The 13,448-nt window shown below is 69.1% G+C and carries 13 protein-coding genes; 11 read left to right on the forward strand and 2 right to left on the reverse strand.

From position 1 onward, the window contains the following. Nucleotides 1-36: 36 nt before the first annotated feature. A complete protein-coding gene (locus FV560_RS20080; protein WP_200837554.1) occupies nt 37-369 on the reverse strand; it encodes a hypothetical protein in 333 nt (110 codons plus the stop codon). Nucleotides 370-639: 270 nt separating this feature from the next. Then, a complete protein-coding gene (locus tag FV560_RS06295; protein WP_159620869.1) occupies nt 640-1,488 on the reverse strand; it encodes a DUF3097 domain-containing protein in 849 nt (282 codons plus the stop codon). Between the two features lie 116 nt (nt 1,489-1,604). Here FV560_RS06295 and hrcA point away from each other — a divergent pair, with 116 nt between their 5' ends. The 11 genes from hrcA (at nt 1,605) to FV560_RS06350 (ending at nt 13,316) form a co-directional block, all read left to right on the forward strand. Beyond that, nucleotides 1,605-2,654 carry a heat-inducible transcriptional repressor HrcA gene (gene hrcA, locus FV560_RS06300; protein ID WP_159620614.1) on the forward strand — a complete coding sequence of 350 codons (1,050 nt, stop codon included), beginning with the start codon at nt 1,605-1,607 and terminating at the stop codon, nt 2,652-2,654. 31 nt (nt 2,655-2,685) lie between these two features. Continuing rightward, complete coding sequence (gene dnaJ / locus FV560_RS06305; RefSeq protein ID WP_159620616.1) at nt 2,686-3,816, forward strand: molecular chaperone DnaJ; 1,131 nt, start codon at nt 2,686-2,688, stop codon at nt 3,814-3,816. Then, complete coding sequence (locus FV560_RS06310) at nt 3,813-4,583, forward strand: 16S rRNA (uracil(1498)-N(3))-methyltransferase (RefSeq protein ID WP_159620618.1); 771 nt, start codon at nt 3,813-3,815, stop codon at nt 4,581-4,583. Before dnaJ ends, FV560_RS06310 begins: the two co-directional genes overlap by 4 nt. A 90-nt stretch (nt 4,584-4,673) precedes the next feature. Beyond that, nucleotides 4,674-5,729 carry a PhoH family protein gene (locus tag FV560_RS06315; RefSeq protein ID WP_159620620.1) on the forward strand — a complete coding sequence of 352 codons (1,056 nt, stop codon included), beginning with the start codon at nt 4,674-4,676 and terminating at the stop codon, nt 5,727-5,729. Further along, nucleotides 5,726-6,196, forward strand: a complete 471-nt coding sequence (gene ybeY, locus FV560_RS06320) for an rRNA maturation RNase YbeY (RefSeq protein WP_159620622.1) — start codon at nt 5,726-5,728, stop codon at nt 6,194-6,196. The genes FV560_RS06315 and ybeY overlap by 4 nt, the downstream gene beginning before the upstream one ends. Beyond that, on the forward strand, nt 6,189-7,133 hold the full coding sequence (gene era / locus FV560_RS06325) for a GTPase Era (protein WP_235019957.1): 945 nt from the start codon (nt 6,189-6,191) through the stop codon (nt 7,131-7,133). Before ybeY ends, era begins: the two co-directional genes overlap by 8 nt. Nucleotides 7,134-7,156: 23 nt before the next feature. Further along, nucleotides 7,157-8,656, forward strand: a complete 1,500-nt coding sequence (locus tag FV560_RS06330) for an alpha/beta hydrolase family protein (protein WP_235019958.1) — start codon at nt 7,157-7,159, stop codon at nt 8,654-8,656. A gap of 117 nt (nt 8,657-8,773) precedes the next feature. Further along, a complete protein-coding gene (locus tag FV560_RS06335) occupies nt 8,774-9,628 on the forward strand; it encodes a PP2C family protein-serine/threonine phosphatase (protein WP_159620624.1) in 855 nt (284 codons plus the stop codon). After that, a complete protein-coding gene (locus FV560_RS06340) occupies nt 9,619-11,076 on the forward strand; it encodes an FHA domain-containing protein (RefSeq protein ID WP_159620626.1) in 1,458 nt (485 codons plus the stop codon). The genes FV560_RS06335 and FV560_RS06340 overlap by 10 nt, the downstream gene beginning before the upstream one ends. Continuing rightward, complete coding sequence (locus tag FV560_RS06345; protein WP_159620628.1) at nt 11,073-12,575, forward strand: serine/threonine-protein kinase; 1,503 nt, start codon at nt 11,073-11,075, stop codon at nt 12,573-12,575. The genes FV560_RS06340 and FV560_RS06345 overlap by 4 nt, the downstream gene beginning before the upstream one ends. Before the next feature lie 18 nt (nt 12,576-12,593). Continuing rightward, nucleotides 12,594-13,316 carry an FHA domain-containing protein gene (locus tag FV560_RS06350; protein ID WP_159620630.1) on the forward strand — a complete coding sequence of 241 codons (723 nt, stop codon included), beginning with the start codon at nt 12,594-12,596 and terminating at the stop codon, nt 13,314-13,316. Nucleotides 13,317-13,448: the final 132 nt, after the last annotated feature.

A 13,448-nucleotide genomic window follows, 5' to 3' on the forward strand; every position in this document is an offset into this window, starting at 1 on the left:
GTTCTGCTCGTTCTGCCTGAGTGCTGTCGCCGGTGATCAGTAGCCGGTGGAACCGAGCGCCGTCATGAACGCGATGAACGCAAAGACTCCGATCACCAGACCGATGATCGCCAGGATCGTCACGATCATCCCGATGATTTTGCCGGTCGAGACGTTCGAGCGATTGCTGTACTGGATGCCGGAGGCGTCGATCTCCTTGAGGGCCTTGCTGCCCATGACCCACGCGGCGATCGCCAGCGGGGCGAAGAAGATGCCGACGAGTCCGAAGATCAGGATCATCGTGCCCTGGGGGTGCTCCTGCACACCGCTGTAGCCTCCGTAGCCGCCGTACCCGCCGGGAGCTCCGTAGGTGGGTGGGGGGTAGCTCATGGGGTCTCCCTCGCTTGCTGGACGGCACCGGACCGATCCGGTGATGGTGCCGGGGGTCTGGCCTGCTTCACGCCGGACTCTAGCGGTGGTGTGCACTCCCGCGCAGCCCCCGGAGACCGGGCCGGACGAACCGCCAGGGCCAGGACCGTACGGGGAGCCGGGACCGTAGTCGGAACGACTGCCCAGTGGGTACCCCCTGGCCGATCCCGTAGCCACCGCCGTAGCCGCCCTCAGAAGGCGCAGTAGCGGTTCACATGCGGTGGCGGGCCGCTACGCCGTCACGAAGTCGACAAGCTCCTCGACCCGTCCGAGCAGGCTCGGCTCGAGATCGCGGTAGTCACGGACAGTCCCGAGGATCCGTTTCCACCCGCGTGCGATATCGGCCTGGTCCGCGGCGGGCCAGCCGAGCGCCGTGAGCGTGCCGACCTTGATGTCGGTGCCGCGGGGCACGTGCGGCCACGCGTCCAGCCCGAGCCGTGCCGGCTTGACGGCCTGCCAGACGTCCACATAGGGGTGGCCGACGATCAGCACATTCTGTGCACCGAATCGTCGTGTCACCTCAGCGGCCACCCGGGACTCCTTGCTTCCCGCCACGAGGTGGTCGACCAGCACCCCCACCCGCCGGCCGGACTCCGGCCCGAACTCGGTGAGACGTTCGTCCAGGTTGTCCACGCCGTCCAGGAGCTCCACCACGACTCCCTCGATCCGCAGGTCGTCTCCCCAGACCTTCTCCACGAGCTCGGCGTCGTGACGACCTTCCACCCAGATCCGCGAGCCGCGTGCCACACGCGCCCTCGCCCCGGCCACGGCCAGTGAGCCGGAGGCCGTCCTGGTCGGAGCCACCTTTGCCGGCGCCGGACGGTCGGCCACGAGGCGCACGGGTGAGCCGTCGACCCAGAAGCCCGCGCCGAGTGGGAAGGTCCGGGTACGTCCTCGCCGGTCCTCCAGCACGACGACGTGCTGCCCGCCGCTCTTCTCCACTCCCGTGACGGCGCCGACCCAGCCGGTCTCGACGTCCTCGACGACGAGTCCGGGCGTGGCCGGCGTCTCGACGGCGGCCGGACGGGTCCGCTGATGCGGGTTGCTGCTGAGGACGTCGGTGCCGTAACGATCGTTCATCACCCGAGGAGCCTATGGTGCGCATGAGCGCGGCTGGCCGAGCGGCACGCGGGCCGGGAGCAGCAGCACGTAGAATTGGCACTCATCGACGTCGAGTGCTGGTCCAGGGAGGTGGAATGTCGAGCTCGGAGCGACAGCTGCAGGTGCTGCGGGCGATCGTGCAGGACTACGTGCGTAGCCGGGAACCCGTCGGCTCGCGCAACCTCGTGGACCGCCACAACCTCGACGTCTCCCCGGCCACGATCCGCAACGACATGGCCGCCCTGGAGGAGTACGGCTACATCGCCCAGCCGCATACTTCGGCCGGCCGTATCCCGACAGACAAGGGGTACCGGCTGTTCGTCGACCAGATCTCGGTCATCAAGCCGTTGTCGGAGGTGGAGCGGCGAGCCATCGCCGAGCTGCTCGAGGGTGCGGTCGACCTGGACGACGTGCTGGAGCGGACCGTGCGGCTGCTCGCGCACCTGACCCAGCAGGTTGCTGTCGTCCAGTACCCGTCTCTGCGGCGTTCGGCACTGCGGCACGTCGAGCTGATCCCCACCGATGCACGGCATCTGCTCGTGGTGATCATCACTGCGAACGGACGTGTGGAGCAGCGCACGGTGGAGGCCGCGCAGGACCTTGACGAGACGATGGTCGCCGAGCTGCGGGCCCGGCTGAACGCCGAGGTGGCAGGGCGCAACGCCGCCAGGCTCCGGTCGGTGCTGACCGGCGTCGAGGAGGCGTTCCCGCCCGCGGACCGCGCGTTGGTGACCGCGGTGCTCGCCACGATCACCGACACCCTGTCCGAAGACGCCGAGGAGCGGATCGTGATGGCCGGTACGGCCAACCTCGCGCGCGCAGATCTGGACTTCACCCGCACGATCGGGCCGGTCCTGGAGGCCCTCGAAGAGCACGTGGTGCTGCTGCGTCTGCTCAGCGAGATGGCTGCCGAGGACGCCGAGCAGTCTCAGGGCACCGATCACTCGCTTGCGGTACGGATCGGCCGCGAGACGCACTATGAGAACCTGCAGGAAGCATCCATCGTCGCCAGCGGTTACGGTGGCGAGGGCGCTGCGTCGGTCGGTCAGCTCGGAATCCTCGGTCCGACGCGCATGGACTACCCGACCACCATGGCCGCCGTCCGGGCGGTCGCACGCTACCTCTCCCGCTTCCTCGGCGGCTGACGCCCACACCCGCGACCCAAGAAGGCAACACGTGACCGACTACTACGCGACCCTCGGAGTCTCCCGCGACGCCTCCACCGAGGAGATCAAGCGCGCCTACCGCAAACTGGCACGGCAGCATCACCCGGATGTCGCCGGTGCGGACAATGCGGACAAGTTCAAGGAGATCGCTGCCGCGCACGAGGTGCTCTCCAACGCCGAGAAGCGGCAGATGTACGACATGGGCCAGTACCCGGGTGCCGGCGGCGGCGGTGGCGGCGCAGGTGCCGGGTTCGGATTCTCGGACATCTTCGAGACCTTCTTCCAGGCGGCAGCAGGTGGGGGAGGCGCCGGTCGTGGACCCGCCTCGCGGACGCGCCGGGGTCAGGATGCGCTGCTGCGGATCTCGCTGGAGCTGTCCGAGGCCGCATTCGGCGTGAGCAAGGACATCGAGGTCGAGACCGCCGTCATCTGCACCACCTGTCAGGGTTCGTGCTGCCGTCCCGGGACGAGTCCGACCACCTGTGAGGTCTGTCACGGACGCGGCTCCGTGCAGCGCATGGCCCGCTCGTTCCTCGGTCAGGTCATGACCACCTCAGCGTGTGCCAACTGCTCCGGTTTCGGCACCATCATCACCGACCCGTGCACCGAGTGCGCCGGGGAAGGGCGAGTACGCACGCGCCGCACCGTGCGTGTGAACGTGCCCGCCGGTGTCGACGACGGCACCCGGATCAAGCTGACCGGCCAGGGCGAGGTCGGCCCGGCCGGTGGCCCTCCCGGGGATCTGTACGTCGAGGTCCGGGAGAAGCGGCACCCGCTGTTCACCCGCCGCGGCGATGACCTGCACTGCACCACTGAGCTGCCGATGACCGCGGCCGCACTGGGGACCGTCCTGGAGCTGGAGACGCTCGACGGCGTCCGCGAGCTGGATATCCGGCCCGGCACACAGCCGGACGAGATCGTCACGCTCAAGGGCCTGGGCATCGGGCATCTCAACGGTGGCGGGCGCGGGGATCTGCACGTGCACGTCCAGGTGACCGTGCCGACCAAGCTGGATGACTCCCAGGAAACGCTGCTGCGCGAGCTGGCGGGCCTGCGCGGCGAGGAACGTCCCGAGGCGCGTCTGTCGCCGGCGGGCAACGGCGTTTTCTCCCGGCTGCGTGAGAAGCTGCACGGCCGGTGAGCCGGCCCGTCTTCGTCGTCCCGGAGGAGAATCTCGACGGCGTCTCACCGGGTGAGGCCGTCGCGGTTACCGGTGCGGAAGGCCGGCATGCCGCCACTGTCCGGCGTGTGCGTGCCGGTGAGCTGATCGACGTCGTCGATGGGGCTGGGCGCCGAGTGCGCGCCACGGTGACGAACGTCACCACCGGTCACGAGGCGGGTTTGGATGCCGTGGCGGACGAGGTCACAGTGGAGCCGGCGTCCCGTCCGGCGCTGGTACTGGTGCAGGCGCTCGCCAAGGGCGGTCGCGACGAACTGGCAGTGGAGGCCGGTACGGAAGTCGGCGTCGACGCGGTCCAGCCGTGGCAGGCGGAGCGGTCCGTCTCGCAATGGCGCGGTCCGAAGGCGGCCAAGGGCGAGGCTCGCTGGCAGCAGGTGGTGCTCGCGGCGGCGAAGCAGGCCCGCCGATCCTGGATTCCGCAGGTCAGGGGATTGATCGTCGGGGCGCAGCTGATCGATGAGGTCGCCGAGAAGGTGGCCTCGGGAAGCGCTGTGCTGGTGCTGCACGAAGAAGCCGGCGTGCCGATCACCAGTGCGGAGGTCGGTACCGAGGCACCTGAGGTGCTCGTCGTCGTCGGACCTGAGGGTGGCCTGACCGAGTTCGAGGTCGACTCCCTCGTCGCCGCTGGTGCGCAGAGTGTGCGGCTGGGCCCGCATGTGCTCCGTACCTCGACGGCCGGTCCGGTCGCGGTCGCCCTGCTGGCCGAGCGGTTGGGCCGGTGGACGTAATATCCGCTGCGCCACCGATGGCCGCACTGGGTACGATCGTGTTCTGCTCCATCCGATCCACGAGGGGAATCCGGGCACTGCGCCCCGCCCATGACCGAGACCAGTTCTTCCGCCGCACCCGACGGCAGCATCCAGCACCAGGTGACCATTCCTGACCACGTGCCGATGGTGGCGCTGCTGGGGCAGCGCGATGAGGTGCTCAAAGCCATCGAATCGGGTTTCCCGAAGGTCGATGTGCATGTGCGCGGCAATGTGGTCACGCTGACCGGTAGGCCCGGCGATGTCGCGCTGGCCGAGCGTCTCGTCGACGAGTTGAGCGAGATCGCCTCCTCGTCGCAGCCACTGACCGCTGATGCAGTCGAACGAGCGATCACCATCCTCACCAATCCTGCGGCCGAGCGCCCTGCGCAGGTGCTCACGATGAACATCCTCTCCAGCCGGGGGCGCACGATCCGGCCCAAGACGCTGGGGCAGAAGGAGTACGTCGAGGCGATCGACCGGAACACCCTCGTGTTCGGTATCGGACCTGCCGGGACGGGCAAGACCTACCTGGCCATGGCGAAGGCAGTGCAGGCGCTGCAGGCCAAGCAGGTCAACCGGATCGTGCTCACCCGCCCGGCCGTCGAGGCCGGGGAGCGGCTGGGGTTCCTGCCTGGGTCGCTGAACGACAAGATCGACCCCTACCTGCGGCCCTTGTACGACGCCTTGCACGACATGGTGGATCCGGAGTCCATCCCGCGACTGATGGCCGCGGGAACGATCGAGGTGGCGCCGCTGGCGTATATGCGCGGCAGGACGCTCAACGATGCCTTCATCATCCTGGACGAGGCGCAGAACACCTCGGCCGAGCAGATGAAGATGTTCCTGACCCGGCTGGGTTTCGGCTCGAAGATCGTCGTCACCGGTGATGTCACGCAGGTGGACCTGCCCGGCGGTGCGGAGTCGGGACTCCGGGTGGTGCAGGACATCCTGACCGAGATCGACGATGTCACGTTCTGCCGCCTGACCAGCGCCGATGTGGTGCGCCACCGGCTGGTGGCCGACATCATCGACGCGTACTCGCGGTTCGAGACCCGCCCGGGCGCGCGGCCGGCTCGCCCCGAGCAGCTGCGAGGACCGCAGCGCTCAGACAAGGAGCACCGATGAGTGTGGAGATCACCAACGAGTCCGGGGACCGCCTGGACGAGACGGAGTTCGCCGCGCTCGCGCGTCACGTGCTCGATGCGATGCACGTGCACCCGCAGGCCGAGCTGGAGATCCGCTTCGTCGACACCCAGGTGATGAGCGAGCTGCACGTGCAGTGGATGGATGAAGAGGGCCCCACGGATGTGCTCTCGTTCCCGATGGACGAGTTGAGGCCTGGAGTCGAGGGGGTCCTCAGCGAGGGCATCCTCGGCTCGATCGTCGTCTGCCCGGAGGTCGCGCACGCGCAGGCCATGACAGCGGGGCACTCGGCCGAGGAGGAGATGCTCCTGCTGACCACGCACGGCATCCTGCACCTGCTCGGATTCGACCACGCGGAGCCGGAGGAGGAGAAGGAGATGTTCGGTTTGCAACGTCAACTCCTGCTCACCTTCCTGGCCACGCGGGAATCAGGTGGCAGCGATGTCTGAGAACCCACCCGTGATGGCGATGCCCGACGGCGTCCCACCCGATCACCGTGCCGGTTTCGTCTGTGTGGTGGGTCGCCCGAACGCTGGAAAGTCGACCCTGACGAACGCGATTGTGGGCCACAAGGTGGCGATCACCTCGGGGCGGCCGCAGACTACTCGGCACGCGATCCGGGGCATCGTGCACCGGGAGGACCTCCAGCTGATCCTCGTCGACACCCCCGGGCTCCATCGTCCTCGCACACTGCTCGGGGAGCGCCTCAACGAGCTCGTGACCGGAACGCTGGCGGAGGTGGACGCGATTGCCTTCTGCCTGCCCGCTGACCAGAAGGTCGGACCAGGGGACCGCTTCATCGCCGCCAAGCTCGCCGAGACCCGTACCCCGGTCGTGGCGGTCGTCACGAAAGCCGACCTGGTGTCGAAGGGGCGGTTGGCCGAGCACCTGCTCGCGGTCTCCGAACTCGGTCAGTGGGCGGACGTGATCCCGGTCGCGGCGATGACCGGCTACCAGGTGACTGAACTGATCGAGGTGCTTCGCTCCCATATGCCGGTCTCACCGCCGCTGTACCCGGGCGGGGAGCTGACCGACGAGCCTGAGCAGGTGATGGTGGCTGAACTTGTCCGCGAGGCCGCCCTTGAAGGTGTGCGGGACGAGTTGCCGCATTCACTGGCGGTGGTGGTCGAGGAGATCGTCGAACGCGAGCACCGCTCCAAGGACGGACGCCCGCTCCTGGACGTGCGGGTGAATCTGTTCGTCGAGCGGGAGTCGCAGAAGGGCATCGTGATCGGCACCAAGGGCGCGCGGCTGCGGGAGGTGGGAACCCGTGCCCGCAGCGGTATCGAAGCCCTGCTCGGTGCCGCCGTCTACCTTGATCTGCACGTGAAGGTGGCCAAGGACTGGCAGCGGGACCCGAAGAAGCTGCAGCGTCTCGGGTTCTGAGTCGTGCTGGCTAGAGTGAGAGGGTGAAGTACCGCAAGCTGGTGGTGGTGCTCGCCATCGTCATCGGTTTCGGGCTGATCGGCTCGCTCTCGGGGCCACGGTGGACCCCGCAACCCCTCGACCAGATGATCGTCCCGGAGACCGCGGAGGCGGAGATCGGCTCCGACGCCGTCACCGATCCGGTCGGGACCTATCAGGTCTCCCGCGAGGTGGTCGAGATCATGCTCGATGGTGCCGAGGTGCTGGCCACGCTCACCTCGCCGGTTGGCGCGCCTGATCTGCGACCCGGAGTGGTGTTCATGCACGGCGCGGGGACGGGCTCGCACACGAACTTCACCGAGCAGGCCGATGCCATGGCCAGTGCCGGTGTCTACGTGCTCGTCCCGGCCAAGCGGCTCGATACCTACACCACCGCCAGCCGGAACTATCCCGCGATGGCGCAGGACTACCTCGTCTCGTGGCGGTTCCTGCGGGACCGTGACGGGGTCGACCCGAGCCGTGTCGGTGTCTATGGGGAGAGTGAGGGTGCATGGATCGCTCCAGTGGCTGCCGTCATCGAACCTCATGTGGCGTTCGTGGCTCTCGTCTCCGCTCCGGTCGTCCCACCGCGCGAGCAGATCGCCTTCGCCGCCGACCAGTATCTGCGCAACGTCGGAGTTCCGGACGCCTTGCTGCGGGCGATCCCGCGCGGAATCGGTGCGCAGCCGCCCGGGGGAGGGTTCGAGTACGCCGACTTCGACGCTGTGCCGTGGCTGCGTCAGCTCCATCAGCCGGTCCTGATGGTCTATGGCACCGCCGACGCCTCGATGCCGATCGTGCAGGGCCCGCTGGTGCTGGAGGACGCGATTGCCGAGGTTGGCAACGAGGCGCTCACGGTGCGCTATTTCGATGGCGCCAACCACGGTCTGCGTGTCGACGGCGAGCTCGTGGACGGATTCCTCGACGTGCTGGCGCGGTGGGTCCTCGGCCTGCCGGAGACCGCCGAGGCAGCCCCGCATGTCGCCGGTGCCCAGCCGGAGCAGCAGTTCCGAGCGGCCCCGGTGGACCATCCGCGGTGGTACGCGAACGGGGACATGCTCGTGTGGACGCTGTTCGCGAGTGGGGTGCTGCTGGCTGTCGGTCCGCTGGTCTGGTTCGGTGGCCGGGTCGTGACTGTCCTGCGCCGTCGAGAACCGCGGCGGCTACCGCCTCCGCTGGCCAGATACACCGCGGCCACCGGGATGAGTGCCGTCGCCGTGATCGTCGTCTTCGTCGCCTATGTCGCCTATGTCGCCGACCTCGCCCTGAACTACCGGACAGATGACGTCGTGGTCAACGGTGGCTGGGTGGCATTGCACGCCCTCGGCATTCTCGCGGTCGCGGTCGGGGTCCGTTCGGTCGATGCCGCGGTCAACGCCTGGCGCACGCTGGGCGGGGGCAAACTGGCCCTCGGGCACGCGACGATCTGGTGGACCACGCACGTGGGTGCGACGTCGTTGCTGTTGATCTCGGCCTACTGGGGCGTGTTCCCCACCTTGTTCTGACACTGCCACCGGGTCCGAGGCCGGTCTCGGTGTGCCGGTGGCGGGCCGAGGAGCCTTTAGGATCGTCTCCACGGCCTGGGCCCGGCGTCCAGGTGGAGGAAGGGATGAGGCGTTCGGGTGCAGGTCGCATGGGGTGTCGGCACGGACACGGGTGGTCGGCGTGCGGTGAACGAGGACGCCGTTCTGGCCACGCCGCCGGTATTCGTCGTCGCTGACGGCATGGGTGGGCACGTCCACGGCGAACTCGCCTCGCGAGCCGTGGTGACGGCGTTCGAGGAGCTGGCGGGCCGGTGCGATCCTGACCGTGAGGTACTGCCCGAAGAGATCCAAGCGGCGATCCGCACGGCCCAGCGCACGATCCGGGGGGCCGGTGAGCACGATCCGCAGGGACGCCCGGTGACCGCAGGAAGCACGGTGGCAGGGGCGGTGCTGACCGTGCACGAGTCGCAACCGTTCTGGCTCGTGTTCAACGTCGGGGATTCGCGTATCTACCGGCTCAGTGAGGGCGAGCTGGCGCAGGTGAGCGTCGACCACTCCGTCGTCCAGGAGATGGTGGATGCCGGGGCGCTGGGGCCAGAGGACGCCCGGCGTCATCCGCAGCGGAATGTCATCACGCGTGCCGTCGACACCGGGCCGGATGTCGATGCCGACTTCTGGCGGCTGCGGGCAGGCTCACGGGACCGGTTGCTGCTGTGCAGCGACGGCCTGACCGACGAGCTCGGCGACGCCGAGATCGGCGCCGTGCTGCGGGAGGTGGATTCGGCCCAGGATGCTGTCGACCGCCTGATCGCGGCAGCGATCACGGGCGGTGCGCGGGACAATGTCTCGGTGATCGTGGTCGACACGGCGGGAGCCGACGTGATGGCGACCGCGCCCCGGCCCGCCTCCGAGGGCGACGAGGGTGACGTCGCCGATACGGTGCCCCGAGGAGAACGACGTACCGGTGGGAGGGGCGAAGCACGATGGCCATGATCGATGAGCAGACGGCGCGCTATCGCACCGGCACATGGACGGCGGTCGTGACGGCCTCCGGGAGTGCCCTGCTGCATCCGTCCTATGCCGAGGAGGACGTCATCGCGCTCTGGCAGTCCATGGCTGGCGGCTCCGGGATCGGGGAGTGGCTGGAGACCCTGGCCGGTGGGGGGATCACCGGGCTGGCGGACTTCGCACTGGTGCAGCGGGCCGGGTCCGAGCTGCGCGTGCTGGTGCGTGGAGGCGCGGTCGTCATCGCGGGGGACCAGGCACTGCGTGCCGAGGGGATGAGTACGTGGCGTGAAGCCGTGGTGTCCGCCGCGCCGTCCTCGGTGACGATCCTGGCCGGCGACGACGTCAGCTCGGCCGATGAGCACTCGTTCCCGCTGGTCGGTGGAGTCGTCCGGGCGGACGCCCTCACGTGGGGAGCACTCGACGAGACTTCCGGACCGTCGCCAGCGCTGGAGTCGCAGGCGGCGTCCTCGGACGTGGCCACACCGGTCGGGGGAAACCCCGAGCCGGCCACCGACGCGCCCGCCGACCGAGAATCGGGCTCAGAACCGGGTTCGGATCCCGAGGCGGCGCCGGAGCCCGGGGTACCGGCCGAGCCGGAGGAGAGCGAGCCCGCGGTCGCCGATTCCAGTGCCACCTACTCCAGTGCGACCGACTCCAGCCCGGCTGACGCCAGTGCGGCCGATGCCGGCCCGTCCGAGCCCGGACCGGTGTCGGAGGCGACTATGCACCCCGGGATCGAGCCGTCGCCGGAGCTCCCGGCCGAGTCAGGCATCATCGACTCGTTGCCGTGGTCGGTGCGCTCATCCCAGCCGAGTCCGCCACCAGCACCCTTCACAGCACCGGGTGAAGCCAGCGCCACCGCCAGCGCCGACGACGACGTCGACGAGCACACGATCAAGGTTCCGCGCCGTGGGGGAGAGACCGGACCCGCAGCACCACCGGCACCAGCCGCTGATGGTGCGTGGGAGGGCGATCATGACGGGTCGACCGTCCTGGTCTCCGACGTCGCGGCCATGCGGGACGCGACAGTGACCGGGGCGCCTGGCGAATCGGCCGCGCGCTCCGGCGAGCCGGCAACGTCGCAGCAGCCGGAGTCCGTGCTGTTGCTCTCGACGGGGATCCGCGTCCCGCTCGACCGCCCGGTGCTGATCGGAAGGGCGCCCGAGTCGAGCCGGTTCGCAGCCAGGGTCGAGCCGCGGCTGGTGACCGTCCCCAGTCCGCAGCAGGACATCTCCCGCACCCATGTGGAGCTGCGCCGCGAGGGCGACCACCTGCTGGTGACCGACCTGAACTCCACCAACGGCACGATCGTCGTGCTCCCCGGCAGCGCCCCGCGGCGGTTGCACGCCGGTGAGGCCGTGCCCGTGCGGGCAGGGACGACCGTCGACCTGGGTGACGGCGTGACAGGCACCATCGAGACTCCGGCACCGTGACCCGCCGGCCACCCTCCGAACCGCCGCAGATCCCGGGCTATACCTATGAACGTCTGCTGGGCAGCGGCGGGTTCGCCGATGTCTTCCTCTACCGCCAGCTCATGCCGGCGCGTGAGGTCGCGGTCAAGGCTCTGCTCGCCAGCGCGGTGACGGCGGAAGGTCGGGAGCAGTTCACCGCCGAGGCCAACCTGATGGCTCAGCTGTCCACCCATCCGTCGATCGTGACGATCTTCCACGCCGACACCACGGCGGACGGTCGTCCGTACCTGGTGATGGAGTACTGCCCGCGCCCCAACCTCTCCGTGCGCTATCGCAACGAGCGTCTGGGCGTGGCCGAGTGCCTGAGGATCGCTGTCCGGCTCGCCGGTGCGGTGGAGACCGCTCACCGGGCGGGCATCCTGCACCGTGACATCAAGCCGGCCAACGTGCTCACGACGGCCTACGGGTGGCCCGCGCTGACCGACTTCGGCATCTCCGTCGCGACCGGGACCCCGGCAGCGGCCGACGGCGACCAGGCCGGCATGTCGATCCCGTGGGCGGCGCCGGAGTTCTTTGCCGAGGACGCTCCCCGTGGGGTTGCAGCGGACGTGTACGCCCTTGCCGCCACTGTCTACACCCTGCTCGCCGGGCGCTCTCCGTTCGAGCTGCCGGGCCGCCCGAACACGGCGCTGGACCTCATCACCCGGATCGAACGTGACCCGGTGCCGCCCATCGGCCGCGACGACGTCCCACCCTCGCTCGAGGCGGTGCTGGCCCGGGGAATGGCGAAGGATCCGTCCCGGAGATTCGGGTCCGCCGCCGAGCTGGCACGCGCGATTCACCAGGTCGAGCAGGAACTGCACCTGACCCCGACGGCCCTTGACGTGCCGGACACGTCCTGGATGGAGGGGCCGTCCGAACCGGACGACGGCGACCGCACCCGCGTGCGTTCCATCAGTACGGTGCCTGCACGAGCGCAGGACGACGCGGCCACACGGCTACGTGGGGTGACGCCGGCAGTCCCGGCGCACGCTCCGCCGTCGCCGGGTGCCTGGGGCTCGCCCCCCGCCCCGGAGCAGCAGGAGGAGGCTCCCCGCCGAGGCTGGCGGACGGCCCTCGTGGCGGGTGCGGCAGCGCTCGTGGTGGCCGGCACTGTGACAGTGGTCACCTACAGCGCCCTGCGCGCCGACGACCCCGGGCCGGACGATCCGTCGGGACCGACCTATGTGCCGCCGACCGTCACCGTGGCCCAGGAGCCGCCCGCTCCCGAGGACCTGGCGCTGGAGCGCGACGGCGAGGAGATCCGGGTCTCCTGGGCGGCTCCCGTGCACGAGGGCGACCTGGAGTTCGCCTATCAGGTGACCGAGGGTGTCACGGAAGGGGAGTACCGTACGGTCGGGAACGCGACTGAGGTGACCCTCAGCGACGACGGGGAGCGGGTGTGCGTCATGGTGATCAGCATCGATCCGGACTCCCGGGCGGTATCGCCGGAGTCGGACAACCCGGAAGAGTGTGTGTGAGTCGGAAGGAACCAGGGGATGAACATCCAGGTGGAGTTCTGCGGGGAGTGGTTCGACGTATCGGACGGGCAGACCTTCCAGATCGGGCGTGAAGGCGATCTGGAGATCGATGACAACCCGTACCTGCACCGCCGGTTCCTGACCATCGCCCAGCATGAGGACCTGTGGTGGCTGGAGAATGTCGGAAGCCGCATCTCGGCCACGGTCGCCGACTCGGACGGCAACATGCAGGCGTGGCTCGCTCCCGGGGCACGATTGCCGCTGGTGTTCGCGCACACCTCGGTGCTGTTCACCGCCGGCCCGACGACCTACGAGCTGGGCATCGTGGGCGATTCGCCGAGCTTCGAGGCCGCCTCGCCCGGGTCCACCCAGGTCGGTGAGACCACGATCGGACCGGTGAGCCTGACCGACTCGCAGAAGTTGCTCATCATCTCTCTGGCCGAGCCCGTGCTCCGCGGGCGTGGCTCGACTGCATCCATCCCGACGTCCGCTCAAGCGGCCGCGCGTCTGGGATGGGCGATCACTCGCTTCAACCGCAAGCTCGACAACGTGTGCGAGAAGCTGGCCAGGTTCGGCGTGCGGGGTCTGCGGGGGGCACCGGGACAACTCGCCGTGAACAGGCGGGCCCGGCTGGTCGAGCATGCTGTCGCCTCGCGCCTCGTGGTCGCGGCAGATCTGGAACTGCTGGAGGCGAACGCCGAGAAGGTCGCCGCCGAGGCCGGTGGAGAGGCTGAGGACTGACCAGCGTAGGGCAGGGTGTGCATGGGGAGTTGTCCCCCTCATCGGAGGGCGATCGTCACCTTAGACTGTGCGGTGGCACAGTGCAGGTAATCGAGGGGCGGGCAATCGCGTGAAGCTGAGGACTCGGACGCG

Source organism: Ruania rhizosphaerae (assembly GCF_009805705.1).
GTDB lineage: Bacteria > Actinomycetota > Actinomycetes > Actinomycetales > Beutenbergiaceae > Ruania > Ruania rhizosphaerae.